The sequence below is a fragment of the Saprospira grandis DSM 2844 genome, assembly GCF_000275825.1.
Taxonomy (GTDB): Bacteria; Bacteroidota; Bacteroidia; order Chitinophagales; family Saprospiraceae; genus Saprospira; species Saprospira grandis_A.
The window spans coordinates 1,728,209-1,754,773 of record NZ_JH719942.1 but is presented as its reverse complement, the minus strand read 5'-3'; the positions used below and the strand labels follow the sequence as shown (position 1 = coordinate 1,754,773).

Sequence of the window (26,565 nt, the reverse complement as noted above, 5' to 3'; positions counted from 1 at the left end):
GATAAGGGTGGCCCGAAGGGCCAGACCAAGGGCGAAATAAAATGAGCCCGCAGGGCCGAGCAGACCTGCGAGCCCTGACACAGCCCGACCCGGCCAAAGGCCGGGGCAGCCCCAAAACCCTAATCAAAAAGAAATCGCTTTAAAAGTCCCAAATTAGCTCCTCTATTGTTCCTATTGCGGCCTGAATTTTAGCCTGCCATTGTTGTTCGTCATGGGGTTGGATGCCCGTACCAAATAGCGATAGCGCCCGCAGATTTTTCCAGCCCGCCAAGTTTTGAGGCAAGCCGTTTAGGGGCGTATCATTAAGGTTGAGGGCCTGTAGTTGAGGGAGCTCGCAAAGAAACTCGGGCAGCTGGCCCAAGCGAGAAAGTCCCACCAAATGTAGGCTATGAAGCTGAGGCAATTGGCCCAAACTGGGCGGAAGTTCTTCTAGGGGCAGCTCTCTGAGGGCCAGAAACTGAAGGTTTTGCAGCTGGCCAATCTCTTGGGGCAAGAGCTGTACCCCTTGGCCCTGCAAAATGAGGCGCTCCAAATTGCGCAGCTCAAAAATGACCATAGGAAATCGGTCGAGGCTATCCAACTGAATAAATAGGCCCTTGAGCGCTTGTAGTTGGGCCAAACTAGCCGGAAGTTTAGAGGCCCGCTGAAAAGAAATAGAGAGTTCTTCTAGTTGGTTCAGCCGCTCTATGCGCTCAGGCAAGCGGATGAGGAGGTTGTCCTCTAAATGAAGGGCTTTTATTTGTTTGAGCGACCAAAAATGATCGGGCAATTGGACCAACTGATTATGGGCCAAATTAAAGGTTTCGGCTTGCTGAAAATGCAGCAAAAATAGCGGAAACTTCCGCAAGTTATTGCGGCTAATATCTACCGATTTGGCCAAAGGGGCCAGAGCCAGTAAGCAATCGGGCAGCTCAAATAACCCCAAACCCGATAATTGCAGGCCCTTTTCTCGAATCTGATTAAAGAGTTTGGGAAAACTATAGAGGGCCCGATATTGCTCTTCATAAAAGGCAAGGCAATCTTGCAGTTGCTGAAAACGAGGCCGAAGGTCTTTGCCTTCTCCCTTGGCCAGTAAAAGGGCCAATTCCATGTTTTCGGTTTGCCCCGAATACAACAGGGCTTCTATGTTTTCCCAATCACTCATCTCATCGGTTATTTTTCTGCGCTAGGGCGCTGTTCAATGGCTTTATACATATCCATAATGGCTTCTTGGCTATATTGGGTTACTGTGCTAGAAGTCATGCGAAACTGTTGGTCGCCTTGAATATAGAGGTACTCAAAGTTGTAGAATTTGGTGGTATCGCCTTCGTATTGCATACTAAAGACATAGCCGTTATCATCTTCGCTGATGATTTCAAAGCCTTTTTTGCTGGCCTTGGTCTCTTCTTTTTGTTCTTCCTTTAGGGTTTTTACATCTTCGGTTTCGGCCCCTTGGCCATAGAGATAGACCTGAAACTCTTCTCCTTGCATCGTAATTTCATGGGGCAAAATTCCACCCGTCACTTTATTGATATTGAGGCCTTCTGGTCCACGCACTTTTAGCATGACGCCAAAAGGAGCCAAATCATATTCTTTGGTAAATTTTTCTTCTGGGGCAGTTTCTCCACCACAGGCTGTCAGTACCGCTAGGCCTAAAAAAAGGAGGGCGGCATAAAGGCTATTTTTCATTTAGATTTTATGTTTGTTTCTAATAAATAAAAAGACCTTTAAAGGTAGAAAAAAAGCCGCTCTTAGTAAACCCAAGAACGGCATAATTGCCTAGGCGCCCCCAAGCTAGGGAGAAAGTGTGAACATTCTACTCTCCCTCTTCTGTATTGGCCGAGGCACCTAGGTAGTAGGCGCCTTGGAGCACAACGGCCCGCCCTTTTAGTTGCTCGCTAATTTTAGGGCTGTAGTAAAAATCATCATATTGTTGGGCGTCTACTAAGGGGAGGGGCTCAAAAAAGTGTTGGCCATTTTCTGTTTTGGCCAAGGCATAATAGTAGGCTTGCTCTCCCAACTGATAGATGGCCGAACTGGGCAAAACCAAGGCTTTCTGTTGCCCTAAATGCAGTTGGGCTTCCATATAAAGGCCTTCTACTAGATTGAAAGGCAGGCTATCGAGGGCCAAACGCACCGAAATGCTTTTTTTGTTGGCTCCAAAGGCTTGGCCCAAACGCAAAACTTTGGCCCTTAGCTTTCGTTTGCCCATGGGCCCAGCCAAACTGAGGTCTACCTTTTGGCCTTCTTCCAATAAGGGCCAGTCTTTTTCAAAAACTTCGAGTTCGGCCTGCATTTTTTTGTTATCTACAATGCTCAATAGGGGCTGTCCTGCGCTTAGGCTTTGGCCCAAACTGAGGTCGAGCTCGCTGATATAGCCAGAAATAGGAGCCTGCAACCAATAGTGCCCCGCTTGGGCCGAAGAAAATTGATGGAGTTGGTTTTGGCGAATGCTCAGCTCTTTTTTCATGCCGGCCAAGCTGGCTTTGGCCTTGTCTACTTCTAGCTGGGCCTGTTCTAAGGCTTTGCCCGAGTTGATTTGCTCTTTGGCCAGAGCTTCTTGGCGTTGCAAGGCTTTTTCTAGGTAAAATAGGGCCTGCTCTGCCTCGGCAATTTGGCGCTCCAATTGGCTGTTTGCTAAAAGCAGTTGTTGGTAGCCCAAGCTCTCAATTTGTAAAATGGCTTCGCCTTTTTGTACATATTCGCCCTCTTGTTTGCGGATGCCCAAAAGCTTTCCGGGTAGCTCTACACTGAGGCTGGCCTTGGCCCCCTCGGGCAAGCGGCTATAAGCCCCCAATTTGATGCTGTTTTCTAGCTGATGTTCTTGAGGCTGCCCCCATTCTAATTTAGATTGTTTGAGCTGGGCATCGGTCCAAACGATATATGGACTTTCGGGACTAGCTGTTTGTTCTTCCGCAGCTTTGTGTTCTTCTGTCTCACAAGCACTAAGGCTAAACATAAGGCTAGCCACTAGCAAAAATGGATATATAGATTTCATACAATTGTTTAGTTTTCTCTTTTGTTAATATTTTTTTGGGGCTGCCCCGCCCTGCGGGCGGGTCGGGCTATGTCGTGGCTCGCAGGTCTGCTCGGCCCTGCGGGGCTTTCGCTTTGCTTCAGCCCCTAGGTCTGCGGCTTCGCCGCCCCACTTTCTATCCCTCAGCCTGCGGCGCCTTCGGCGCCTGTCCGCCGCAGGAAAAGGCCAAGTAGAAGCCCTACCACTTCTATCTAAGAATGGCCGAGAAGTTAATTTTATGAGGGTTTTAACCCTCATTCATAGATCATTGCGAAGCAATACAGCATTTTTGCTGTAGGTTTCCACCTACAGTAAAAAAGGCCTAGCGATGCGAAAGGGGGCGGCGAAGCCGCAGACCAAGGCCGTCAGGCCGCAGGGCCGAGCAGACCTGCGAGCCCTGTAGCGACAACAAGGACTTTAGTCCGCAGTTCGACGACCAAAGGGAGTAACCGCAGCAAGGCGAAGCCGCAGCTGAGGCCCCAAATCTTAATTCCCTTCAGGCAAAAAACGGCCAAGCAAATAATCGAGTCGGTCCATGGCTTTATGCAGTTCCCAGACATAAGTAGCCCGTTGTTGCTCCAGCTCCAAATACTGCTGTAAGGCCTGCAAATAGGCCAATTGTTCAATTTCGCCCAATTCAAAAGCGCGTTTCATCTTCTGCAGATATTCTGCTTGGGGTTGGGCGGCGCGGCTCTCCCAATTACTGAGCGTCTGTTGATAAAAATCTACAGTCCTCTTCAGGCGGAGATATTCTTGGCCTAGGGCGGCGGCTTTTTGATTGGCCCTTTGGCCCAGCGCTTGAGCCTCCAACTCTAGGGCAGCCAGCTCTTTTTTTCGGTTTTTGCGGCCCAAAATAGGGGCGTTTAGGCCCAGGCCAATTTGTTGGTAGCGAGGCAAACCCAGCGCCTGCAGTTGTTGATTCCGGGCCTCTTCTCTCATCGATTGGATTTGATAATTAAGGCTAAGGCGGGGGCGGTAGCTCGCTTTTTCTTGTTTTTGCTTTAGTTGGGCCGCTTGTTGGGCAATTTGGGCCAATAAGAGCTCGGGTTGTTGGGCCAGTAGGCTGCTATCTTGTATCTCAAGCAGTCGGCTTTGCCAAGTTGGGACCTCCATCTCGGGCAATTCGTCTAGGCCCAAAAGAAACAAAAGCGATTGCTCCAGCTGTTGTTGGGCCAATTGGAGCTGCCTATTTTGCTCGCTCCATTGCCAGAGCAAACGCTCTAGACTCAGGACCTTCAGGGGCGAAATCTCGCCCAGCTCTACTTGTTTTTGCAAAAGCTGCATCTGTTGCTCCAATAGCGTCATATTCTTCTGATACAGCTGAGCGAGCTCCAGATAATAGGCTCGTTGAGCGAGCAATTGCTGTAGCTCATAGGCCCAACTTTGCTGTTCTAGTTGCACGGCTATCTGGGCGCTCTTTCCCTTTTGTTCTCGGGCCTGCGCTTCGAGGCGCCAAGCCAAAAGCGAAGGCAGTTCTTGCTCTATTCCAAAAGACCAGTCATTTTCTGGGGTATTGATTTGGCCCCAACCCAACTGAAAATTTGTGGGCGACCAGTTGCGGGCTCCGCCTTGGCGGGCTTGGGCCGCAGCCAATTCTGATTGTTTGGCTTGGATCGGGCTCCAGTTCTCTTGGCCCAAGGCTCTGAGTGCTGCATAGCTTTTGGCTTCTTGGGCTTGCAAGCTAGTACTGGCCAAAATCAAAAGACCAATCATGAGGACCGATTTGGGCGCTTTGTTAAAGCTCAATCGCTGGCTGTAATAATATAAAATGGGCAAAACAAAGAGAGTGAGCAGCGTAGCCGTCAATAAGCCTCCAATGACCACCGAGGCCAAGGGTTTTTGGACCTCTGCGCCAGCGGCCTGACTGAGCGCCATGGGCAAAAAGCCCAAAGCCGCCACCGAGGCCGTCATCAGGACGGGCCGTAGACGAAGCCTACAGGCCTGTAAAATGCGTTCTTCCAAACTCAAATCAGGGTTCTTTTTTAGTTCATTAAAGTGGGCAATCAAAACAATTCCATTTAGTACCGCCACACCAAAAAGGGCAATAAAACCCACGGCAGCAGAAATACTAAAGGGCATATCTCTAAGCCAAAGTGCCCAAATCCCCCCAATAGCCGAAAAGGGAATGGCGGTAAAGATGAGCAAGGCTTGGCCCATAGAGTGAAAAGTGAAATAGAGCAGCAAAAAGATGAGGAAAAGGGCCAGCGGCACCACCACCAAAAGGCGTTGGCTGGCGTCTTCCAAATTCTTAAACTGTCCGCCATAACTGAGGTAATAAGAGGCTGGCATTTGAAGCTGAGGCTCAACCTTAGCTTGAATCTCTTCTACCACAGATTGCACATCTCGTCCCCGCACATTAAAGCTGATGACGATTCTTCTTTGGCCCTCTTCTCTAGAAATTTGGGCGGGACCTTCTACAAAGTCGATCTTGGCCAAATCGCCCAACTGGATTTGTTCGCCAGAGGGGAGGGGCAGTTGCAAGGCTTTTAGGGCATTGATATCTTGGCGGTCTTTGGCCGCTAGACGAACCACCAAATCAAAACGGCGTTGCCCCTCTTGGATTTGGCCCAGACTGCTTCCCGCAAAAGCGGCTTCTAAAATTCTATTGAGGCGACTCACATCGAGTTGGTAGTAGGCCAGGCGCTCTCGAATATATTCAATGCGGATTTGGGCCAAACCACTAACGGCCTCTACTCGCACATCTTCGGTCCCTTCTACGCTGGCTAGCTTCTTTTGTACTTCTTCGCCCAATTGGCTAAGGGTGGCCAGGTCTTCGCCAAAAATCTTAATGGCCACATCTGCCCGAACGCCAGTCATTAGCTCATTAAAACGCATTTGAATGGGCTGGCTAAATTCTGTGGTCAGTTCTGGAATTTGCTCCAAAACGGCCTGCATTTTTTCTACTAGTTCTTCTCGGTTTGTTGCCGATACCCAGTCTTCTCGGTCCTTCAAAATGACCATGCCATCGGCTACCTGCATAGGCATGGGGTCGGTAGGCACCTCGGCACTACCAATTTTAGAGACTACTTGCAAGACTTCTGGAAAGTTGTCTAGGAGTAGCTTTTCCGCCTTTCCACAAACCTCTATTTCTTGATCCAAAGAGCTGCCTTCAGGAAGAATAAATTGGGCGGCCAAATCGCCTTCGCCCAGAGTGGGAATAAATTCCCCGCCCATTTGGCTAAATATCCAGCCACTAAATCCCAACGCCAGAATAGCTAGGCCCAAAATAGGGGCTTTGGCCCGCATCACTAAGGCCAAAACAGGGCTATAGGCCCGCTCCAAAGCAGCCACCAAACGATCAGAAAAATTTGCTTTTTGAGGGATGTTTTTAGAGAGAAAGAGGGCCATCATCATGGGCACATAGGTCAAGGATAGAATAAAGGCCCCCAAAATGGCAAAGGCTACGGTTTGGGCCATGGGCACAAACATTTTTCCCTCTACACCCGATAAAACGAGGATGGGCAGATAAACAATCAGGATGATGATTTCGCCAAAAGCTGCCGTAGAGCGAATTTTGGAAGCCGATTCATAAACCGCTTGGTCCATTTCTTCTGCAGTTAGCCGCTTTTTCTGCTGCTGATGCAAAAAGTGAATGGCAGCCTCTACAATAATGACCGAACCATCTACAATCAACCCAAAGTCAATGGCGCCCAAACTCATCAGGTTGCCACTGACGCCAAAAAAGTTCATCAGGCTAATGGCAAAGAGTAGGGATAAGGGAATAACAGAGGCCACAATCAAACCCGCCCGCAGATTACCAATGAGTAGCAGCAAAACAAAAAGTACAATTAATGCTCCCTCAATAAGGTTGCTGGCAATGGTAGAGCTGGCCTTATTGACCAAACGAGAGCGATCTAAAAAGGTGGTGAGCTCTACGCCCTCAGGTAATTTGGCCTTAATGCTTTCCATTCTGTTGCGCACCTCCTCAATGACTTTGGCACTGTTGGCCCCCTTGAGCATCATGACAATCCCAACAACAACTTCACCCTTTCCATCTTTGGTAGCGGCTCCATAACGCATAGGGCTGCCAAATTTAAAGTCGGCCACTTCCTTGAGCAAAATTACTCGACCCTCTTCGGTTTGGCCCAAGTGAATTTGGCCCAGCTCTTCTAAGCGCTGAATTTTACCCACCGCCCGAATAAAATGCGCATAGGGCTTATGATCAATATAAGCCGCCCCCGTATTTTCATGGTTGTTCTCTAAGGCAGACATGACATCGAGCAACGAAAGGCCCAAAGGACGCAAACGCTCGGGATAAACAACAACCTCATATTGCTTGAGCTCGCCGCCTAAGGTGTTGAGCTCGGCCACTCCTGGAATCCCCAATACCTGCGGCTTGATGACCCAGTCTTGAATGCTCCTGAGCTGCATAGCCGAAAACTGCTCCTCAAAGCCAGCTTTGGCACTTAAGCTATACTGATAAATTTCTCCCAATCCCGTACTCACTGGCCCCAAACTAGGCCGTTCGACTCCAGGAGGTAATTCTACTTGCCCAGTTCGCTCATTGACCTGCGCTCTGGCCCAATAAGGGTCTACAGACTCATCAAATACTAGGGTAACTACCGAAATTCCAAAGCGACTAATAGAGCGCAGCTCTAACAAATGCGGAATAGATTTTACGCTCTGCTCTAAAGGAAAAGTAACCAATTGCTCCATCTCTTGAGTCGAGAGCTCAGGCGCATTGGTAATCAGTTGTAGTTGGTTGTTGGTAATGTCGGGCAAAGCGTCTATGGATAGCGAGCGGAGATTGTAAATCCCCACTAGCAAAAGGGCCAAAACGCCTAAACCCATCATCAGCTTGTTCTTAATGCTCCAAAGGATGATTTTGTCTAACATGACGTACTTATAATGTTGTAATAATGATGTTTTGCGGGAAGTAGATAACTATAGCACTCTCACAGCTCCGGGGAAAGCTGTAAAGAGCGCTATAAATCACTGTTTTATTCTAAACTAAAGGCAAGGTGCAAGGAAGCAATAATGGCTTCTAGGCCCGTGCTTCTTTGGTAGTAGGCCAATCTGGCCGAAATAGATTTGAAAAGGACCACTCTTTTGCTTTTCAAAAAGCTCTTACTACGCAATAACCCAAAAGCAGGCGCATAACGAAAGCCCAAACCAAATTGCTGAGAATGAAAGGCCGAGAGATCATAATCAGAGGTGTAGAAGCTCGAGTTGACGCTATGCTCGGCAAAGGGCGCAAAATAATCGGAGGCCGTTTGCTGATGGTAGCGATAAAAGGCTTGCAGATTGAAGTTGGGATGCAACTGAATGGGCAATTCTAGCTCTGCCGTATGCCCTTCTACCCCAAATTCATCCCAGTAGTAGCGGTAAAAACTGCGCAGAATGAAGTAGTCGTTGAGGTAGTAATGCAGGCGAATACTGGCCGGGATTTTGCTCCGCATTTCAGGCAAACGCTCAATGTCCAAACTCAAATCATCAAAAAATACTCGATGAAAAGGTGTAGAGAGTAGGCCCGCCATCCGAATGTATTCTACATTGGCAATGGCCTGCAAACTGGGCGTGATCATCTGACTATAGGCCAAAGAAAAACTCAAACTCTGCCGATCCGAACGTCCCGCATCTACAAATCCCCGAAGCTCTCGGGGGTAAATTAACTTCCAGTTGTCCTGAAAAAGCCCAAAGTTGAAGGCCAGCTGGCTGTTGCCCGCATAAAAGTCTTTTTTGATGCCCAAATTGGCCGAAACCGACTGGTAGTCGTACTCTGTCGAAAATCCACCCCCAACAGAGAACTCCAGCCCCTGCCGCAACAATTTATGCTGATAACTCAACTGCCCATAGGCCCGAAGATCCTGGGCCGAAGCCGAAGAGGGGTTGTTGTCAATTTCATCCGTAGAGGCCGAGCTGTAACTATCGGCCCCAGCCTGCAACTGAATCGCCTTGTTTTTATCTAAAGGGACATATAACTGCACTTTGTTGGCCACATCTTGCAGCTTTTCGGTCCCCTGACCGCCCTGCACCGCCCCATTTTGCCCATCTTGCTGGTAGTAGCTGCTGAGCAAATCAGCCGTGATGGCTCGACTATTCGCCGGGATTTTATAGCTGCTGTCTTGTGCCGCTTGCTGCGCCCAACTACTAGCCGCTATGGACCAAAATACTAGGCCCAATAGGTATGCTTTTTTCATCTTTTCATTTTTAATCTGCCAATAATTATGATTTGGGGCTGCCCCTTCCGCCGGCTTGAAACCCAGCGCAAAGCGGTATCGCTTTGCGAAGCTATACAAAATGAGGGTGGAAACCCTCATGAGTTATCGGGCGGGTCGGGCTCTGTCGTGGCTCGCAGGTCTGCTCGGCCCTGCGGGGCTTTCGCTTTGCTTCAGCCCCTGGGTCTGCGGCTTCGCCGCACCACTTTCCATCCCTCAGCCGACGGCCCTGCGGGCCTTTTCAGGCGGCTTCGCCGCCTCTTTGGACCTTAATTGCAGCCGCAGCCGCCTCCCGTTTTTCCCGAGTTGGCCCCAGAGGCCCCCTCTCGATAAGATTGGAAGTTGGTCTCAAAGCTTTGCTCTTTCTTGGGCGAAAGCTCCATCTGGGCTTGCCGCAATTGCATTTGCTGATACGCTTTTACCGACTGACAGCTGCTAACTAGCCCCGCCAAGGTCAGTAAAAGAAGAAGTTTATTTCTCATCTCTTTTGATTTCAATATTTTTAGAACAGCGATAGCTATTATCACTCAACCAAATGAAGGCTTCTATTTGCTGCAGTTGGTCAATCAGCGCCAAGCCTTTATCTGGCCCCAAAACAAAAAGGGCGGTGGCCAAGGCATCGGCCAATTCTGCCGAGGGACAAAGGACCGAGGCCGACTGAATGCCCTGGGTGGGCAGGCCCGTTTTGGGGTTGATAATATGCGCATAGCGCCGCCCTTGGTAATAGAAGAATTTCTCATAATCGCCAGAGCTCACTAGGGCCCGCCCATTTAGCTGAAGGTAGCCCAAGGGCGGCGCTTGTTTGTCTGGCGAAAGAATCTGAATGTTCCATCCTGCTTTTCCGGGAGGTTGCCCCCAACAGTTGAGGTCGCCACTGGCATTGACCAAACCAGCCGTTACTCCAGGCATCTTTTGCATTAGGGCTTTGGCCCTATCGGCGGCATAGCCCTTGCCCAGTCCCCCAAAGCCAATTTGCATAAGGGAGTCGGGCAAAAAGACCGTTTGGGCCAGCTCATCTACTTGGATGTTTTGCCAATTGGCGGAGCTAGCCTTGGGCGGTATTTTGGGCCATTTTTCCAAAGTTTGTCCCTTAAATTGCCAAGGCGAATTTTTGGGCGCAAAACTAATATCAAAAGCGCCATCGGTTAGGTCCGAGATCTTTTTGGCCCTTTGGATGAGGGCCAAAAGCTCTGTAGGTACCCGAACGGCCTGCTGCCCTGCCTGCGCATTGATTTGGCTAGTGGCCGAATTGGGCTGCCAAGAAGAAATCAGCGCCTCGATGCGTTGCATTTCGGCTATGCCAGCGGCCAGGGCCGCTTGGGCCTCCTCCTCTTCTTGGGCAAAAACCTTGACCTCAAACCAGCAGCCCATCAGCTGGAATTGCTTTTGGGCCAATTTCTGGGCAGAAAGCGGCCAGCTAGCAAAAAGCAAAAAGAACAAAAAATAAAGTCGCATAAGCAGCGTGGTTTTTGCGTCTAGAAGCGGGCGAAGCCCGCTGGCCTAGCGATGTGTAGCAGTGGCCCAAAGGGCCAGACCCAGGCGGCAAAGCCGCCGCAGGGCCGAGCGAACAGCGAGCTGCAAAACGTAGCGCCGCAAGGCGAAGCCGCAGCGGAGGCCCCAAAACAGCAGCGAGCTGCGCAACGACAACAAGGTCTTTAGACCGCAGTTCGACGACCAAAGGGAGTAACCGCCGCAAGGCGAAGCCGCAGCGGAGGCCCCAAAACAGCAGGATAGAAAACTTAGGGCAGTAACTTCTTTAGTTCCTCGATAAAGAAATCGGGGCCTTCATGATGGTACTTAATTTCGCCCAAAACATTGCCTTGAGCGGAGAGCAGGACCACGGTAGGAAACTGCGCAAAGGGGTTGTACTTTTCGGCTAGGGCCTCATTTTCGGCACGGACCTCCTTGCCCTGTAATTTTTTATTTTTTCGGCGGACCGGGAAGTCGAGATAAAGGTAAGTAAACTCCTTATTGGCGAGTTGGAGAAAGGTCTTTTGGCTGAGGACCTCTTTGTGTAGGCGTTTGCAGGGGGCGCACCAATCGGAGCCAGAAAAGACCAATAAAATGGGTTGTTCTTTGGCTTTGGCTTGCTCGAAACGCTTTAATTCTTGGGCCCAGCTACTGCTTGCAAACAGCAGGGCGAGGCAAACAAATAGATACTTCATTGGGGGGGGGATTTAAGAGAACACCCGGAGCATTTGTCCGTTGAGTTCGGTTTGATAAATCGTGAGATTGCGGCTACCCTCACTGTTTAGTCCTTGGCCAGAGAGGTCGAATCGGGCGCTATGATCGGTACAGAACCACTCATTATTGCGCAAGACAATTTCGTAGGTGCCCTCATGGCTACAGCGTTGGGTAGCGGCCACATAATTGCCGTTATTGTCCTTGGCCACCACCACACGATCTTTGATAATATAGCCGCCATTTTGTTGGAGGTTGTCATAAGTGGGATCGGAAAGGTCGATGGTGAAATCTACATTTTCGGTAGGGGCAAAGTCTTCATCATCTTTGCTACAGCCGCCAAAGCAGCCAGCGGTAAGGGCGAAAAGGGCGCCAGCGCCTAGGGTTTTCAAAAACTCTTTACGTTGCATAGAAATATATTTATGGATAAGAAAATGAATTGGGGCGTACTATAATAAGTACGTGAAAACGGGCCTAAAGGCTTAGGTTCGAGCATTTAGGGCATAAAAAACCCGCTAGCTGTTCATTTACAGTAGCGGCGATCTAGACCTAAAGAAATAGGCCTGGCAAAGGCTGATAAGGGCCCCATTGCAGGGCTACAGGCTTTACCTATCCATAAATAGGGGGAGCTCGGCCAGCTTGAGTGCTAGCGAGCAGGCGCATTAGAGCGCTTTTATCCTTAAAAATAGCAGTTTTGGGCTGCAATTGGGCCAAAAACTTGGCTAAGAGGGCCTGTTCTAGGGCAGCGGGAGCGACAAAAAGCAGTTGTTGATAGGATAGCTGCTTTGGGGCTTGTTTTTTAGTGGCTGTTTCTTTGCTGAGCGTCTGTTCTACATCTTCCTCTTCAGACTGCTCTACAAACTGAAAGGCCTCTTCTTGTCCGTGTGCTAGGCTACTATGGCCCTCAAAAAGGAGGTGGAGCCAATCCATAGTTTGCCCTTCCTCAGCTTCATCATGAGCATGAGGGCTACAGTTGTGTGCAAGTAGCAGCAGGCAACTGAAAAAGAGCGAATAGATATGGATATTAAACTGCATAAAGCATTTTGGGCGTCCTAATTGTCACTAATAAACAGTTTTTCTTGAAAAGAACTAGTGATTGATGGACAAAGCTTAAAAAATTAACAGATTTTTAAAAATCGCTAGCGGCGCCACCGGCAGAAAAGTCGTCATCATCATCTTCCTCAAAATCTTCTGGATGATTATAATAATCTAGAAAATGTTCATCCATATCATCTAGATGTTCATGATCGGAGGGGGGATTGAGTCTTTCGATTTCTTCTTCTAGTTGGAAGAGGCGTTCGCTGGGGCTTTCCTCCCAATCTAGGCGATAGATATACTCTTGTAGGCGGAGTTTTGGGGCATAGAGGAGGCGTTTTTGGCCTTTTTGGAGTAATTCTATGGCTTGGGGCAGGGTTTGCAGTTCGTCGGCTAGGAGTTGGGCAAAATAGAGAATATGTTGTTCGGCGTTTAGTCCATTATCCCAGGCGCCTTGAAAATAGTCTTTGGCCAGTTGGGGGTCGCCAAGATATTGCCAGACGATCCTTGCCTTTTCGGCTAATAGGAGGGGCGACTCCCAATTTTGGGGGCTAAGGAGTTGCATGGCATTTTGGACCTCTTCTTTTTCTAGGGCCATTTGGGCCATTAGAAAATGGGCTGCTTCATTTTGGGGCTGCATAGAGATAGCAATATCGATAAACTGCTTGGCGCGTTCTTTTTCTCCCGATTGCGCATAATTTTGGGCCAGGGCCACATAATATTCGGCCTCATAGGGAGACTCTTCAACGCATTGGTTGAGGCTATCAATAGCGCCTTGATAATCTTCTAATTGATATTGTAATTGGGCCAGGTTTCTCCAGAGCAGCAATGACTTAGGAAAATGCTTGAGGCCCTCTTCATAGCATTCTAGGGCTTGTTCGTCACTTTCTATTTGCGCATAGCGTTTGGCCTGAAGCAGAACTGCCGTTTCATTTTCATAGAGTTGAGCGCCCAGTAATTGCAAGAGTTCCTCGGCAAGGTCGGGCTGCTTGAGGAGCAGAAAAAGCGCTTGGGCTTTTTGGACCAGCTGTTTGCGAAAGTTGGGCAGCTCTTGAAAAAAGGGGGTAAAGAGCTCTTGATTTTGCATAAAGCGCTCAAAGAGAGACAAGAGCTGCTCGTTGTCGTTTAGCTCTTGCTCAAAAAAGGCAAGGGCTTGCCAGTAGAGTTGAGCTTCGGCAGAGTTGTGAAGCAGCTCTTCAATTTGCTCTTCTTCTTCATGGCTCAATTTATAAAGGGCCGTAAAAGCCATAAAGTAAGGACTTTGGCTGCTGGGCCAGGGGGCGCTTTGGTCTTGCAGTAGGGCCTGAGCATATAGACGTTCGTCTTGGCTAAGGCGGCTCCAGATGGACATATAGAATAGTTTAAAAAAGGCTAAAGGCCTTTATTTGCATTAGGAGGACAAATTTACGCTTTTCAAAGCAAACAATAGGAAATAAAAAAGCGCTAGTTCCTTTTTCAAGAAAACTAGCGCAATAGTCAAAACAAAACGGCTATTAAGAGCGGCGAATCACCTTGCGGGGCTTGTCGCCTTTTTCTTTTTGCTTGCCCTCTACCGTTTTGGTCGCATGAGGCACTAGCGCCAAACGCTCTTTACTAATGAGTTTGCCCGTAATGGTACAAACACCATAGGTTTTGCTGTTGATGCGGATGAGCGCATGCTCTAAGTCGCGAACAAAACGTTGCTGTCTAGCCGCCAACTTATTGAGATGCTCTCTTTGCCAATTCGAGGCGCCATCGTCAAAGGTGCCCGCTCGGTTTTCATCGCCGCTGTTGTTGAGTTCAGTTAACTGAACTTTCAGCTCCTCGAGTTGCTGCTTAGCTTCCTCGAGCTTTTTTTCAATGACCACCTTAAATTCAGCAAGGTCCTCATCACTATAGCGATTCTTGGCTACATTTTCTTGTTTACTCATAAGCGCAGGATTTAATAACGTAAATTTGGGATATGGGATAGTTTGGGGGATCGGGTTCTTAACTTACATTAAGTCCCAAAAGTTTAACTAATACGCTATTAAAGGAGTAAAAGTTAGGTTTTTACCGCATTTTTTTGCTTTTAACAGTATATACTCCTTTAACTTTTGCGAAATTTAATGCTTTTAAGTTATAACTGCCAGTTTTGCAATTAAAAATTTTGTTTCTTTTTAAGGTATTAAGCTTAATCTTCTGTTTACAAAAAAGGCGCTAGCTGCATGCAGCTAACGCCTTTCTCTTATTGGGCCTTGCAAAATGCCATAAAGGCCTGAATGCGATTTTTGTTTTCTTCGGCGCCTAATAGGGCCGCCATTTCAAATACGTCTGGGCCTTTCATCGTTCCCGATAGGGCAAAACGAAGGAAGGGCAGCAGATCGCCAAACCCTAGACTGTTGGCTTCCATGAAAGCCGTAATTGCCGTTTTGATTGTAGCCGCATCTGAGCCTCTAAGCAGCTCGGGCAATTGGCTAAATAACTCGGCCCGCTCTGCCGTCCATTTCTTAAGGACCTTTTTCTTGAGGTTTTTAGCCTCATTGGCTAAGGTGTCCTCATAGTTGGGAGCAGCAAAAAAGTATTGCCCCACTACAGGCATTTCACTAAGAAAATGCACCCGCTCTTTGAGCATGCCCGCTACAGCCTCCAAATAAGCTAGACTGTAGTCTTTCCCTTGGGCCGATAGCGTTTTTTGCAGCGCTTCGGCAAGGACTTTATTTTCTGTAGCCATTAGGTATTGCTGGCTAAACCAACGAGCTTTCTCAAAATCAAAACGAGCTCCGCTTTTGCTGACTTTCTCAATGTCAAAGGCTTCTACTAGCTCTTCTAAACTGAACATCTCGCGGTCTCCCTCAGGGTGCCAACCCAATAAGGCCAAAAAGTTGAGCACAGGAGCAGGCGCAAAACCCCACTCTCTAAAGCCATTGATTTTTTCTTGGCCCTCTTGCTCAAAGTCAAGGGGAAATACAGGCATCTCAAATTTTGCCGCATCCCGCTTGCTCAGCTTTCCATTGCCCTTGGGCTTTAGAATGAGCGGAAGATGCGCAAAGGCCGGGCGACTCTCCTCCCAACCCAAATAACGATAGAGCATAACATGCAAGGGCGTGCTGGGCAACCACTCTTCTCCCCGAACCACATGGCTGATTTTCATCAAGTAATCATCCACTATGTTGGCCAAATGATAGGTGGGCATTTGCTCGCTGCCTTTATACAAGACTTTATCGTCCATGTCGCGGCTGTTGTAACGCACAACGCCCCGAATCATATCTTCAAAAACAATTTCTTCCTCCGCCGGCAACAAAATCCGAACAACATAGTCGCCACTAGCCACAAGCTGATCCACTTCTTCTTGCCCTAGCGTCAAAGAGTTGCGCAGTTTCATCCGACTTTCAGCCCCGTATTTAAAATTTGGCTCTTCTTTGCGAATCGCATCTAGCTCCTCTGCCGTATCAAAGGCATAATAGGCATAGCCGCTATCCAATAACTGCTGCGCATATTTTGCATAAATCGCTTTGCGGTCAGATTGGCGATATGGACCATATTCTCCCCCTTCTACAACTCCCTCATCAGGCGTCAAACCCAACCAAGCTAAGGCTTCATTGATGTAGCTTTCAGCTTCGGCCACAAAACGCTTGCGGTCGGTGTCCTCAATCCGCAAAATGAAGGTTCCACCCATTTTTTTGGCAAAGAGATAATTGTATAAGGCGGTACGCACACCCCCAATATGTAGGGCTCCGGTGGGACTAGGTGCAAAACGCAGTCGTACTTGCTGAGACATCATGGCTTTTTTACTATTTTGCTAAATCTGAAAAGACTATTGTTTTGGGGCCTCCGCCTCCCTTCGGTCGTCGGCGCTACGTTCGGCAGCTCGCTGTTCGCTCGGCCCTGCGGCGGCTTTGCCGCCTAGGTCTGGCCTTCGGCCACTGCCTTCCATCGCTAGGCCGTTGCTGGCTGCGCCAGCTAGGGCCGTTCCTTTTGCTTTTCGGGGGCAAAGATAGGCTTTTTCAAAAACTTCTCTCTCTTCCTCAAAACTTTATCTCTCTATGTTTCAAGATTCTTCTCTTTTTTCTGTTTGGCCAATTTTAAATAGTGGTCACAAATAAGCTAAGTAGACCCTTAGTTTAGCATTGAAAAAGTTTGTTATGATCTCTTTGATATTTCTATAGGATGAAAATCGTTCGCTATTTGCGGGCCTTGTCGGTCCGGCTTTTATTTTTACTAAATTTGCCTTTTAGTTTGCTGCTTTTGCTTTCTTATTTGGCCCCAATTATTCCCCCTACTAGCAATAGTTATTTGGCTATTTTGGCCTTGGGGTTTCCTTTTTTGCTCTTGGCCAATTTTGTCTGGGCGCTCTTTTGGCTTTTTCGGCGAAAGCGGCTGTTTTATTTACCCGCCATTTGCATGTTGCTGGGTTTTCCTTATTTCTCACAGACCTATGGGCTGCGCTTTTCGGCCCAGCGGGCTGCGCCCGCTGGCTTTCGGCTGATGAGCTATAATATGCGTTATTTTAATACGGGCTTATATCGAAAAGAGGCAGATTTGCTGCGGGAACAAAATCGCTTTTTGGCTTATCTCCGAAAGGAGAACCCGCATATTTTGGCGGCTCAGGAGTGTTCGGGTAGGGGAGTGGCTTCTACGCAGCGGTTTAAGGATAGTTTGCTTCAAATGGGCCTGTCTTATCAGCATTTGGGAGGCGGAAGCAGCTTGGGCATTTTTAGCCGCTATCCCTTAATCAATTTGGGCCAAATACGTTTTGAGGGCTCGCATAATGGGGCCATTTTCGCCGATATTATTGGTCCAAAAGATACCTTTAGGCTGTATGCCGTGCATTTGCAATCTACCCGTTTGGGCCAAGATGCGGGAGAGGTCCTTAAAAAGGAGAACCTAAAATCCTTAAACGATAAGAAGACCCAAGATACTTATTATCGCATTGGCTCTAAGTTGAGCAATGCCTTTGAGCTGAGAAGCATTCAGGCCCAAGCCATTGTTAAGCATGCTAGTGCTTCGCCGCATCCTGTTTTTATTTTGGGCGATTTTAATGATACGCCTCTTTCTTATAGCTATCGTTTGTTGGCCAAAGGAAGAAAAGACAGTTTTATAGAGCAGGGCAGTGGTTTGGGGGCCAGTTATGCGGGGGGCTTGCCCGGCTTGCGGATCGACTATATTTTATTGCCCAAAAGCTGTAAGGTCTATAATCATCGTTTGCAGGCCGAGGCGATATCGGATCATCGGGCAGTGATTTCGGATTGTGAGTGTCTGTAGTTGCTTTTTGGTCCTAGCAAGGCGGCGAAGCCGCCGCAAGGCGCGCAGCGCCTCGGCTGAGGGATGGATAGCAGTGGCCCGAAGGGCCAGACCTAGCGGGCGCAGCCCGCGCAGGGCCGAGCAGACCTGCGAGCTGCGACACAGCCCGACCCGCCCAAAGGGCGGGGCAGCCCCAAAAAAGAAAAAAGAGAAGTCTCCTAGGGGCCCAACCCTTCTGTTTTAGGGTTTGTTTAGAAAGCTATAGGAGAGAAGCGAAATTGTTTCTCCTTAAAACTATATTTTGCGACTTCATTTTAAAAAAAGCTAAATGTCAAAAATCTATCAATTATTTGCAGCTGCTTTTCTGCTGTCATCATCGGTCCTTACGGCCCAAAATATTGTATCTACGACGGCTCAGCCGCAGACCCATTTGCTAGAGGGCATTACGGGGGTAAATTGTTATTATTGTGCGGAAGAGTTGGTGGAAATTAGGAATTTGGAGCCAAATTATCGCTTTGTATATAGTCAATTGCATACATCGGCTTTTGCTCAGCCTCAGAATGGGCAAGTTGATTTTCGGAATGCTACGGCAGATGCCCTAGGGAGTTTGGCGGCTTATAATCAGTTGCCGGCGGCGATGATTAACCGTAAAAACATGGGCAATTTGGCTCAATCTGCGGGTAGTTTGGCGCTTAGTTTGGGCAATTGGGAGGCTGCGCTTAGCCAGTTGGATACGGTGACTGCGGTGGTCAATTTGGGTTTGGCTGCTGATTTGGACCTCAGTACTGGCGAGCTCAATATTGTGGCAGAAAGTTACTATACGGCGGATAGTCCGAGAGATACCAATTATGTGCAGCTATACATTTTGCAAGATAGCGTTTTGAGTAGCCAGGCTGGGGCGGCGGATTTGGATCCTAGCAACCTCGATGCGGCTGGAGAATATTGGCAGCGGAACGTTTTGCGGATGGAGTTGCCGATTTTGGCCCTTAGCCAAACCTCGGCCAGCAGCTTTCGGGCAGATAGTTTTCAGTTGAATTTGCCAGATTCTTTTGAGGGAGTGGCTTTAGATTTTTCTCAAGTTCGCATTTTGGGAGTATTGACTGAATCGGAGCAGGGGGCTGCCTTGAATGCGGCGCAGATTCGGCCTAGCTTTAGCTCGCCCGATCCATTATCTACGGAGATTGTTATGGGGCAATGGGCCGAGTCCTTTGTTAGTCTTTGTGGAACGACTGCGAGTTATGAGTTGGAGGTAAAAAATTTGGGCAGTACGCCTATAGACAGTCTAGAGATTAGTTATGATTTGAATTTGGGCCAAAGTTCGGCTAGCCAGCAACTGTATTTGTCGTCTGCTTTGGCGCCGGGCTACAGCCAAAGGGTTTTGCTAGCGGATATTCCGGGTTTTTTGCAGGCCAACAACAGTATAGAGCTGAGTATTAGTCAGATTAATGGGCAGGCCAACCCCAATGTAGACTATATCAATGATGTGATTAGTCAGGCGCCAACTTTCCAATCGGATAGTGCGGTGGGCCAATTGCGAATTGTATTTGATAATTATCCGGAGGATGTGAGTTGGTCGCTACGAGATTTGAGCATAGATAGTTTAATCTTGTATGGGGATAGCATTGATGCGGCAACTGTTAGTGTTGAGCAAAACTTTGAGGCTGTATCGGGACATTGCTATGAGTTTATGATTCAGGATGCTTTTGGCGATGGAATTTGCTGTGGTTATGGTTTGGGGTATTATGTACTTGAGCTTGGCGGGATGAGCATTGATAGCAGTGGTAATTTTGGCGCTCAGGGCGGTCTGCGTTTTAGCTGGCAGATGGGGCCCACTGCGGTAGAGCGGCTACTGGCTTTGGAGGGGAGAATTTTCCCTAATCCTTCTGCGGGTTTTCTGCAATTGGAGCTCAACAGCCAAGAGGCTGGGCCTGCTCAGCTAGAGGTGTATAATGTTTTGGGCCAGAAAGCTCGCCCAAGCCAAAGCGTTGATCTCTTTGGGGGCAATCAAATTTTGCCACTAGAACTAAGCGATCTACCGAATGGGAGTTATCAGTTAGTTTTGCGAACGGCCAATGCTCAATTTAGCAAAATGCTTTTGATTCAGCAGCCCTAGTACATAAAATTAGCCTATGGCTACAAACAGCCATAGGCCTGCTCTTTCGAGACAGACCCATGGTACTAACCAAAACAAAACAAACATTAAAACCACTAAAAAACCATTAAAAGCCCCATCAAAACCCTCCTTCTATTAGATAGGATCTAAGTATAGAGAAGGAAATGGACAGCAATAGGTAGAAATTCTTGGAGAGCAGTGCGCATTGGCGGGCTGCTCTTTTTTATCTAATTGGCAGCGCTTTGTTTGCGCAAATGTTTTACGAGGCCATAAAGAACGGCGGCGGCCTCATTGGCCTTAGCTTCTAGTTCTTCTTGGGTATTGGGCCGCAGCAACTGCAGTTCTAGGCCTAGGGCCAGCATACTGCGGCATTCGCTCAGGCTTTGTCGAGCATCTAAGAGGTATTGTTCTTGGGCCATTTTATGAAATTGTTCTTGGCCCAAGGCAACTTGATTGACCGCTCGGCTGGCGGTGAGCAAAAGGCTGTCTTTATACCAGCTTTGCTCGCAACTGTTTAGGCTGAGCTGTAGGGCTTTACAGAAGCCTGCTGTTTTCTGCCAGACCAAACTTTGTTTAAAATTGGGGTAAGCCATAAGTTAAATATAATTGGGGTGAGCAATAAGAATCGCTAGGGGTGTTTCTTTTTCTGTGGGGTCTCGCTAAGAGGGCATAAAGCCATCATCGGCAAAACTGCAATAGTCGGTAGCTGCAACAATAATATGGTCCAAAACCTGCAGATCTAAAATGCGGGCGCCTTGGCAGAGCTTTTCGGTAAGCTGAATATCTGCTTGGCTGGGCAGTTTATTGCCAGAGGGGTGATTGTGGACCAAAATCAGGGCACAGGCGCGTTCATACTCCAAGACTCGGCGGAAGATTTTTTTGGGGTCTACAGCCGTGCTGGCCAAGCCGCCTTCACTCAATTGTAATTTGGCCAACACTCGATTGGCCCGGTTGAGCAAAAGCACCCAAAACTCTTCATGCGGAAGGTCCATCAGTAAGGGGGCCGCTAGGCGGTAAGCCTCTGCTGAAGACCGAATAATAGGCCGAGCCGGAAGTGCCGCTAATTGGCGCCTTCGCCCCAATTCCAAAGCCGCCGCAATGCGTATGGCTTTGGCCTGGCCCACCCCCGCAAATCCCTTTAGTTCTCGATGAGATAGTTCGCCCAAAACCTGCAGATTATTCTCTACCTTTTTGAGAATTTCGCGGGCCAATTCTACAGCCGTTTTGCCACTGCAACCAGAGCTAAGCAAAATGGCAATGAGCTCGGCATCAGTCAGTTGAGCTCCTCCTTTTTCCAAAAACTTTTCTCTTGGTCGCTCCCCAACAGCCCATTCCGTTATTGGCCGATGGCGGTAGCTGCGTTCTTGGGCTACAGTAGGTTTATCCATGCGCTAATTGTTTTTCTGTTATCGTTTACTCAAATGTAAGGCGACTTTTTTAAATACGCAAGAGATATCTAACTTTTTTCGTAAATATTTTTGAGTTAGGTTTCTTTTTCTGCCAATCCTAGGGGGCTGAAAAAGGCTGTAGATGGTAGTTTGAGGAGAAAAAAGTGCAAAAAAAAAGCCTCCTAAAAAAAGGAGGCTTTTGGTTTTATTTCTTCTGGCTGCTTTCATCCAGATAGGTTTTTTCATCTTTGGTCAGGCTATCATAGCCCGAGCTTCGTATCTTATCCAAAATGGCATCTACGCATTCCTGATGACTGAGATGTCGGTATTTTTGGGCAAAACTGCGGCTATAGCCGCCATAGTTATTATTGCTCGTTTGGCTTTGGGCCGAGGCTTGCATGCTGCTGCTTTCCGTTTTGCGGTAGGCCATTTTGGGCCGAGGGCGACTTTTGGGCGTCACTTTAGCTTGGCGGCCCTCAAAAAGGGGACTAAGAGGAAGAGAAAGATCGCGCCCCTTTCGGAGTAGGTAAATAAATAACCAACCCATAATGGCACCACCTAGGTGCGCTAGATGCCCGCCCGAGTTATTGAGCGAAACCGAAATGAGGTCAATCAAAACAAAGGCCAGGGCCACATATTGCAATTGGACATTCCCAATCAGAATAAAACGCATGCTGGCCTTGGGCGTTAGGGCGGCAGCGGCTAGTACTACACCCATCACCCCCGCAGAGGCCCCAACAATTACAGCCGTACTACTTTGGCCATAAAAAGCGGGGAAGAGATTGTAGGACAATAAGAAGAAGAGCCCTCCACTAAGACCCGACAATAAATAAATACCCCAAATTTGCCGATCCTTAAGCAGGTTGTTGAGCAAACGACCAAACCAATATAACACCAGCATGTTCATGAGCAAATGCCAAATGCCGCTATGTAAAAACATATAGCTAAATAAGGTCCAAGGACGAATCAATAGTTTGCTCGCATCAGCCGGCAGGTAGAGCCAGTTTTGTACCTCCGCCCAATAGGTTTCAGCCGAAATGCCAAACAAAAAGAAAGGGAGTAGCAAAATATTAAGGCCCAAATGTGCCGCAATATTCAACATGATAAGCCGAATGACAGAGTTGCCTCGCTGATAATTATATTTTAAGTCTTGCCAAAGAGTGGTCATATTTTAATGTGATTGGGGAGTGTGACAAATGAATTTGATCAAATAAGTTGCTGTTTATTAAATAGAAAGAGGAATAATCAGTTTCAAAAAATACAAAATTTAATAGAGCTTTCCCGCTTTTTTCCAATACCAAATCATCAAATAACCAAAAAGAGCCCCGCCCAGATGCGCAAAATGCGCTACCCCAGCTTGCTGCCCAGAAAATCCCATGTATAAGGCTAATCCTCCCATAATCAATACAAAGTATTTGGCTTTCATCGGAATCGGGGGAATCAATAACATGATCATCCTATTCGGAAATAAGGCCCCAAAGGCCGCCAATACCCCATAAATAGCCCCAGAAGCTCCCACCGCCGGCACATTCATAATGTCATAGGCGTACTGTAGCTGGTCCCGAACATCAGGAGATATGTTCCGATTGTAGGTCCCCTCTTCCAAAAATTGATCTCTAACCGCAGAATCTAAACCCTCTAAGGCATACTGAAATTCTACGTAGCCCGCCAACTGATGAAGAAAAACAGCCCCCAATCCCGTAATGATGTAAAAAAGCAAAAAACGCTTGGCCCCCATCCGCCACTCTACATCTCGCCCAAACATATAAAGGGCAAACATATTGAAAAAGATATGCGTAATGCTATACTGCGAGTGCATAAACATATGCGTCACCACCTGATAGGGCCGAAAATGCTCACTCATTATAGGATACATGGCAAACATATTATTCATCTCCGGAAAAATCATGGCCACAATGTACATGATCACGTTGATGATAATTAAGTTCTTGACTACCTCCGGTAGCCGCATGCCGCTCTGTCCAATCATTCTTTCTATTTTATATACAAAAAAAAAGGTTGCTCGATAAGGCCGAAACCCCTCCGAACAACCTTAAAAGTACAAAATTATATCTTGATTAACGCTAGGCTAACCCATAATCGCATTAACTTCTTTTACCTGAGGAATCATCCGCTTGAGCATGCCCTCAATTCCCGTTTTTAAAGTTACCGAAGAAGACGGACAACCACTACAAGCTCCCTGCATCACTACACTCACAATCCCATCTTTGTAGGCCTTAAACTCAATGTTCCCGCCATCCATTTCTACAGCCGGACGAACATAGGTCTCCAAAATATTCTTGATCTTGACCACAATCTCTGCCTCTTCTCCCTCATAATGCTCCTCTTCTTCAGCCTTCTGTGCCGCCTGAACCTCATCAAAGCCATCCTTAATAACTGCCTTCCCTTCTTGCAAGTAGTTCTTAAGGAAACTCTTAAGCTCCAACATGATGTCGGCCCACTCAAAGTTGTGCCCCTTCGTAATGGTCACAAAGTTGTTGCAAATATATACCCCATTTACTCCCGTTTGAGCAAATAAAGCCGCCGCCAATGGCGACCATTCTTCCGCCAATTCACGGTCCTCATCCTTAAAATCAGCCGTGCGCTTGGGGTACAACATTTGGTTGGTCACAAACTTTAATGTCTCCGGATTGGGCGTTTGCTCAGTATACAGCATCACAGGCGGACGCTTGTTTTCTACGGTATTTTCCATAGTCGTATTCAGTGTTTTTGGCCTTTCTTGGCCCTTTAATTAGATCAGTTACAAAGCTAACAAAAAGTATTCAGATTAGTTTGTAATTTAATAACTTGAGCTGTTAAGGGCTGTTTAAATCCACCTCTTTTGGGGCCTCCGCAGCAAAGCTGCGGCGGTTACTCCCTTCGGTCGTCGAACTGCGGCCTAAAGACCTTGTTGTCGTTTCAGGGCTCGCTGTTATTTTGGGGCCTCCGCAGCAAAGCTGCGGCGCTACGTTGCAGGGCTCGCAGGTCTGCTCGGCCCTGCGGCGGCTTTGCCGCCTTGGTCTGGCCTGACGGCCACCCTTCCACATCGCTAGGCCAAATGGACCGCCCTGCGCTTGGCGCTCTCTCCCAACCCCAAAATAAGACCTCCCCCTAGATTATATTCTGTATCTTGATCCGCTAATCGCTTCCCTTATGCGCCTATGGTTTTTTCTGCTGTTTTGGACCAATCTGCTCTCTGCCCAAGTTCCGCCTTCGGCCTATTATGCCAAAGAGCTGCCCATTCATTTAACCGATAACCAAAGCCTTCAACTCTTTTCTCCGCCCCAACTCCTCCAAGGACCATTAGATACCCTGCTCCAAAGACCCCAATTTGCCATCTGGCAAAATGGCGATAGCCTAAGCTATCGTAGCTATTTGGTCCAAGAAGCCCCCAGCCAATTAATTACGATTAGCCTTTTTGTCCAACCCAAACTGCTCTGGGATGATGATAAAGGAATTTATAGCAAAGGCCCCCGCGCTTGGCCTTTCTTTCCCTATAAGGGCGCCAACTTTTACCAAAAGAAAGAGGTCCCCGCCCAATTAGCATTAATAGATAGTAGCGGCCTGCTCTGGCAAGGCCCCGTTGGTCTCAGCATTTTTGGTGGCAATAGCCGAGCCTACAGACAAAAGTCTCTAGCCATTTATGCCCGCTCTTCTTATGGGACCAAATGGATCCAATACCCCATTTTTCCAGATCTACCCTATAAGAAGTATAAACGCCTCATCCTCCGAAATTCAGGCAGTGGCTTTAAAGGCAGCCAGCTCCGAGATGCTTTTATTAGCCAGTTGGGCCAAGATCTGGGCCTAGGCGTTCAAGCCTACCGCCCCGCTAGGGTCTACATTAATGGGCAGTATTGGGGCATCCTCAATGTCCGAGAAAAATTGACGGCCCGCTATCTCGAACAACATTATGGGGTAGATAAAGATAGTCTGGACCTTATGGAGTATAGCCTGAATGTTAATGCGGGCAGCTCCGCCCACTATTTGCGCCTGCGCAATTATATGCAACAACATGATTTGGCCGATAGCCAACATTATGCGCAAGTTGGCCGCTGGATGGATATCCAAAATTTTATGGATTATCAAATTATGCAAATCTATGCCGATAATCAGGACGCTGGCGGAAATATTAAGTTTTGGCGACCCCAAACAGCCAATGGCCGCTGGCAATGGCTGCTCTATGATACCGATTATGGCTTTGGCTTTTATAGTAAAGGCGGCTACAACTTTAATAGCCTGAAGTTTCATACGGAAGCCAAGGGCCCCCGCTGGCCCAATCCGCCCTGGTCCACTTTTTTGCTCCGCCAATTGCTCAAAAATCAAGATTTTCGCCAAGCGTTTTTAAAGCGTTTTTGCGACCGAATTAATGGCCATTTTCAAGCAGAACGCCTCTGCAACCGCCTAGATAGTATGGGCCAAGTCCTTACTCCCGAACTCTGGCGCCACCAATTGCGCTGGCAATTGCACCATAGCCTCTGGACCAACCGCATGCAGGAGATGGCCGAGTTTGCCCACAAACGCCCCGCCTATATGGCCCAATTCTTAGCCGAGTTTTTTCCAGAGTTTGGTCCCCAACAAAGCTTAATCATTCAAACATCAGGAGATGGCTTTATCCGTCTCAATGATTTATATAATACAGAAGGCCTAGCCCATGGCCTCTATTTTCAGGGCATAGGGCTGCGCCTAAAGGCGCAGCCCTATCTGGACCAAAGGTTCTCGCATTGGATCATTAACGGCCAACGCCATGAGAAGCAAATACTAAAACTGCCGCCCCAAGCGAGAGATAGCCTCTATATTACCGCCGTTTTTGAGCTGGCCCCAAAACGAGACCTGATTGTTAATGAGTTTAGCTGCCGAGATTCCCTAGCTGGCGATTGGATTGAGTTTTTTAACGCCAGCGCCCAACCACTGCAGCTAGAAAAATATGCTTTAGAAGATGAAAAGGGCCATCGCTACCAATTTGCAGCGGGCAAACTGCCCGCTGGGGCCTATTTGGTCCTTTGTCGAGATAGCCTAGGCTTTAAAAAGCGCTTTCCAAACTTCTCGGGCCAGCTTTGGAGCGGCCTTAATTTTGGCCTAGGCGCCAAAAGCGATCAGCTCCTGCTCTATGCCCAAAATGAGTTGGTAGATAGCCTGAGCTACAAGCTGGGAAAGTCAAAAGATTCTTTATTTTTGTCCTTGGCCCTAAAACATCCCTATCTGCAAAGAAGCAACTTTGCCCTCAACTGGAAAAAGGAGCCCAATGCAGGTAGCCCCGGCCAAGAAAATCCCATATACAGCAAAAAACGAAAAGAAAACCGCTTGTCCAAAAACTGGAAAGCCGCCAATTTTGCCCATTACCTATGGGGATTAGCCCTTTTTCTGGGCCTGCTCTTGGCGGCCTACGCTTTGGGCCAATATCGAGGCAGGGAATAAGGCCAAGCCTCCTCGGCCTAGCGATGTGGAAGGGTGGCCGAAGGCCAGACCAAGCTTTTTTGAGCAAAGCGAAAAAAA

21 protein-coding genes are annotated in these 26,565 nt (G+C 48.1%); 3 read left to right on the top strand and 18 right to left on the bottom strand.

What is annotated here, in order from left to right:
* Window positions 1-139: 139 nt before the first annotated feature.
* From SAPGRDRAFT_RS07935 to gltX, 13 genes are all read right to left on the bottom strand, one after another.
* The gene (locus tag SAPGRDRAFT_RS07935) at window positions 140-1,144 is read right to left on the bottom strand and encodes a leucine-rich repeat domain-containing protein (protein ID WP_002658551.1); all 1,005 of its coding nucleotides are present in this window, start codon (window positions 1,142-1,144) and stop codon (window positions 140-142) included.
* Between the two features lie 8 nt (window positions 1,145-1,152).
* Window positions 1,153-1,668: a hypothetical protein gene (locus SAPGRDRAFT_RS07930; protein WP_002658549.1), complete on the bottom strand. Its 516-nt coding sequence runs from the start codon at window positions 1,666-1,668 to the stop codon at window positions 1,153-1,155.
* Window positions 1,669-1,795: 127 nt separating this feature from the next.
* Entirely contained in the window at window positions 1,796-2,977 is a 1,182-nt protein-coding gene (locus SAPGRDRAFT_RS07925) for an efflux RND transporter periplasmic adaptor subunit (protein WP_002658548.1), read from the bottom strand.
* Between the two features lie 504 nt (window positions 2,978-3,481).
* Entirely contained in the window at window positions 3,482-7,831 is a 4,350-nt protein-coding gene (locus SAPGRDRAFT_RS07915) for a CusA/CzcA family heavy metal efflux RND transporter (protein WP_037349958.1), read from the bottom strand.
* Between the two features lie 104 nt (window positions 7,832-7,935).
* Window positions 7,936-9,135, bottom strand: coding sequence for a DUF3570 domain-containing protein (locus SAPGRDRAFT_RS07910; protein WP_002658544.1), 1,200 nt, complete (start codon window positions 9,133-9,135; stop codon window positions 7,936-7,938).
* A 287-nt stretch (window positions 9,136-9,422) separates the two neighbouring features.
* Window positions 9,423-9,635: a DUF4266 domain-containing protein gene (locus SAPGRDRAFT_RS07905; protein ID WP_002658542.1), complete on the bottom strand. Its 213-nt coding sequence runs from the start codon at window positions 9,633-9,635 to the stop codon at window positions 9,423-9,425.
* On the bottom strand, window positions 9,625-10,608 hold the full coding sequence (locus SAPGRDRAFT_RS07900) for an FAD:protein FMN transferase (protein ID WP_002658540.1): 984 nt from the start codon (window positions 10,606-10,608) through the stop codon (window positions 9,625-9,627). The genes SAPGRDRAFT_RS07905 and SAPGRDRAFT_RS07900 overlap by 11 nt, the downstream gene beginning before the upstream one ends.
* A gap of 284 nt (window positions 10,609-10,892) precedes the next feature.
* Entirely contained in the window at window positions 10,893-11,318 is a 426-nt protein-coding gene (locus tag SAPGRDRAFT_RS07895) for a thioredoxin family protein (protein WP_002658534.1), read from the bottom strand.
* A 12-nt stretch (window positions 11,319-11,330) separates the two neighbouring features.
* Entirely contained in the window at window positions 11,331-11,744 is a 414-nt protein-coding gene (locus SAPGRDRAFT_RS07890) for a ubiquinol-cytochrome c reductase iron-sulfur subunit (protein WP_002658533.1), read from the bottom strand.
* A 199-nt stretch (window positions 11,745-11,943) separates the two neighbouring features.
* Window positions 11,944-12,369: a hypothetical protein gene (locus SAPGRDRAFT_RS07885; protein ID WP_002658532.1), complete on the bottom strand. Its 426-nt coding sequence runs from the start codon at window positions 12,367-12,369 to the stop codon at window positions 11,944-11,946.
* Between the two features lie 94 nt (window positions 12,370-12,463).
* A complete protein-coding gene (locus SAPGRDRAFT_RS07880) occupies window positions 12,464-13,720 on the bottom strand; it encodes a tetratricopeptide repeat protein (RefSeq protein ID WP_002658531.1) in 1,257 nt (418 codons plus the stop codon).
* 142 nt (window positions 13,721-13,862) lie between these two features.
* Window positions 13,863-14,279, bottom strand: coding sequence for a TraR/DksA family transcriptional regulator (locus SAPGRDRAFT_RS07875; RefSeq protein WP_002658530.1), 417 nt, complete (start codon window positions 14,277-14,279; stop codon window positions 13,863-13,865).
* A 296-nt stretch (window positions 14,280-14,575) separates the two neighbouring features.
* On the bottom strand, window positions 14,576-16,108 hold the full coding sequence (gene gltX, locus SAPGRDRAFT_RS07870; protein ID WP_002658528.1) for a glutamate--tRNA ligase: 1,533 nt from the start codon (window positions 16,106-16,108) through the stop codon (window positions 14,576-14,578).
* 389 nt (window positions 16,109-16,497) lie between these two features.
* On the opposite strand from gltX, the gene SAPGRDRAFT_RS07865 reads away from it, so the two are divergent.
* Both SAPGRDRAFT_RS07865 and SAPGRDRAFT_RS07860 read left to right on the top strand, forming a co-directional pair.
* Window positions 16,498-17,592 carry an endonuclease/exonuclease/phosphatase family protein gene (locus tag SAPGRDRAFT_RS07865; protein ID WP_002658526.1) on the top strand — a complete coding sequence of 365 codons (1,095 nt, stop codon included), beginning with the start codon at window positions 16,498-16,500 and terminating at the stop codon, window positions 17,590-17,592.
* Window positions 17,593-17,899: 307 nt separating this feature from the next.
* Window positions 17,900-19,684 (top strand): T9SS type A sorting domain-containing protein, encoded by a 1,785-nt coding sequence (locus SAPGRDRAFT_RS07860; RefSeq protein WP_002658524.1) that lies wholly within the window; start codon window positions 17,900-17,902, stop codon window positions 19,682-19,684.
* 227 nt (window positions 19,685-19,911) lie between these two features.
* Here the strand turns inward: SAPGRDRAFT_RS07860 and SAPGRDRAFT_RS07855 are convergent, their stop codons facing one another.
* The 5 genes from SAPGRDRAFT_RS07855 to SAPGRDRAFT_RS07830 form a co-directional block, all read right to left on the bottom strand.
* Complete coding sequence (locus tag SAPGRDRAFT_RS07855; RefSeq protein WP_002658523.1) at window positions 19,912-20,277, bottom strand: four helix bundle protein; 366 nt, start codon at window positions 20,275-20,277, stop codon at window positions 19,912-19,914.
* A 66-nt stretch (window positions 20,278-20,343) separates the two neighbouring features.
* On the bottom strand, window positions 20,344-21,072 hold the full coding sequence (gene radC, locus SAPGRDRAFT_RS07850) for a RadC family protein (protein WP_002658521.1): 729 nt from the start codon (window positions 21,070-21,072) through the stop codon (window positions 20,344-20,346).
* Between the two features lie 205 nt (window positions 21,073-21,277).
* Entirely contained in the window at window positions 21,278-22,240 is a 963-nt protein-coding gene (locus tag SAPGRDRAFT_RS07840; RefSeq protein ID WP_002658519.1) for a rhomboid family intramembrane serine protease, read from the bottom strand.
* A gap of 99 nt (window positions 22,241-22,339) precedes the next feature.
* Window positions 22,340-23,062: a rhomboid family intramembrane serine protease gene (locus tag SAPGRDRAFT_RS07835; RefSeq protein ID WP_002658518.1), complete on the bottom strand. Its 723-nt coding sequence runs from the start codon at window positions 23,060-23,062 to the stop codon at window positions 22,340-22,342.
* Between the two features lie 99 nt (window positions 23,063-23,161).
* A complete protein-coding gene (locus SAPGRDRAFT_RS07830; protein ID WP_002658517.1) occupies window positions 23,162-23,785 on the bottom strand; it encodes a NifU family protein in 624 nt (207 codons plus the stop codon).
* Between the two features lie 440 nt (window positions 23,786-24,225).
* On the opposite strand from SAPGRDRAFT_RS07830, the gene SAPGRDRAFT_RS07825 reads away from it, so the two are divergent.
* Window positions 24,226-26,487 carry a CotH kinase family protein gene (locus SAPGRDRAFT_RS07825; RefSeq protein WP_002658515.1) on the top strand — a complete coding sequence of 754 codons (2,262 nt, stop codon included), beginning with the start codon at window positions 24,226-24,228 and terminating at the stop codon, window positions 26,485-26,487.
* Window positions 26,488-26,565: the final 78 nt, after the last annotated feature.

Bases quoted from the DNA above. Each gene is read 5' to 3' on its own strand.
- SAPGRDRAFT_RS07935 (WP_002658551.1), bottom strand. From the start codon at position 1,144: ATGAGTGATTGGGAAAACATAGAAGCCCTGTTGTATTCGGGGCAAACC.
- SAPGRDRAFT_RS07930 (WP_002658549.1), bottom strand. From the start codon at position 1,668: ATGAAAAATAGCCTTTATGCCGCCCTCCTTTTTTTAGGCCTAGCGGTA.
- SAPGRDRAFT_RS07925 (WP_002658548.1), bottom strand. From the start codon at position 2,977: ATGAAATCTATATATCCATTTTTGCTAGTGGCTAGCCTTATGTTTAGC.
- SAPGRDRAFT_RS07915 (WP_037349958.1), bottom strand. From the start codon at position 7,831: ATGTTAGACAAAATCATCCTTTGGAGCATTAAGAACAAGCTGATGATG.
- SAPGRDRAFT_RS07910 (WP_002658544.1), bottom strand. From the start codon at position 9,135: ATGAAAAAAGCATACCTATTGGGCCTAGTATTTTGGTCCATAGCGGCT.
- SAPGRDRAFT_RS07905 (WP_002658542.1), bottom strand. From the start codon at position 9,635: ATGAGAAATAAACTTCTTCTTTTACTGACCTTGGCGGGGCTAGTTAGC.
- SAPGRDRAFT_RS07900 (WP_002658540.1), bottom strand. From the start codon at position 10,608: ATGCGACTTTATTTTTTGTTCTTTTTGCTTTTTGCTAGCTGGCCGCTT.
- SAPGRDRAFT_RS07895 (WP_002658534.1), bottom strand. From the start codon at position 11,318: ATGAAGTATCTATTTGTTTGCCTCGCCCTGCTGTTTGCAAGCAGTAGC.
- SAPGRDRAFT_RS07890 (WP_002658533.1), bottom strand. From the start codon at position 11,744: ATGCAACGTAAAGAGTTTTTGAAAACCCTAGGCGCTGGCGCCCTTTTC.
- SAPGRDRAFT_RS07885 (WP_002658532.1), bottom strand. From the start codon at position 12,369: ATGCAGTTTAATATCCATATCTATTCGCTCTTTTTCAGTTGCCTGCTG.
- SAPGRDRAFT_RS07880 (WP_002658531.1), bottom strand. From the start codon at position 13,720: ATGTCCATCTGGAGCCGCCTTAGCCAAGACGAACGTCTATATGCTCAG.
- SAPGRDRAFT_RS07875 (WP_002658530.1), bottom strand. From the start codon at position 14,279: ATGAGTAAACAAGAAAATGTAGCCAAGAATCGCTATAGTGATGAGGAC.
- gltX (WP_002658528.1), bottom strand. From the start codon at position 16,108: ATGTCTCAGCAAGTACGACTGCGTTTTGCACCTAGTCCCACCGGAGCC.
- SAPGRDRAFT_RS07865 (WP_002658526.1), top strand. From the start codon at position 16,498: ATGAAAATCGTTCGCTATTTGCGGGCCTTGTCGGTCCGGCTTTTATTT.
- SAPGRDRAFT_RS07860 (WP_002658524.1), top strand. From the start codon at position 17,900: ATGTCAAAAATCTATCAATTATTTGCAGCTGCTTTTCTGCTGTCATCA.
- SAPGRDRAFT_RS07855 (WP_002658523.1), bottom strand. From the start codon at position 20,277: ATGGCTTACCCCAATTTTAAACAAAGTTTGGTCTGGCAGAAAACAGCA.
- radC (WP_002658521.1), bottom strand. From the start codon at position 21,072: ATGGATAAACCTACTGTAGCCCAAGAACGCAGCTACCGCCATCGGCCA.
- SAPGRDRAFT_RS07840 (WP_002658519.1), bottom strand. From the start codon at position 22,240: ATGACCACTCTTTGGCAAGACTTAAAATATAATTATCAGCGAGGCAAC.
- SAPGRDRAFT_RS07835 (WP_002658518.1), bottom strand. From the start codon at position 23,062: ATGATTGGACAGAGCGGCATGCGGCTACCGGAGGTAGTCAAGAACTTA.
- SAPGRDRAFT_RS07830 (WP_002658517.1), bottom strand. From the start codon at position 23,785: ATGGAAAATACCGTAGAAAACAAGCGTCCGCCTGTGATGCTGTATACT.
- SAPGRDRAFT_RS07825 (WP_002658515.1), top strand. From the start codon at position 24,226: ATGCGCCTATGGTTTTTTCTGCTGTTTTGGACCAATCTGCTCTCTGCC.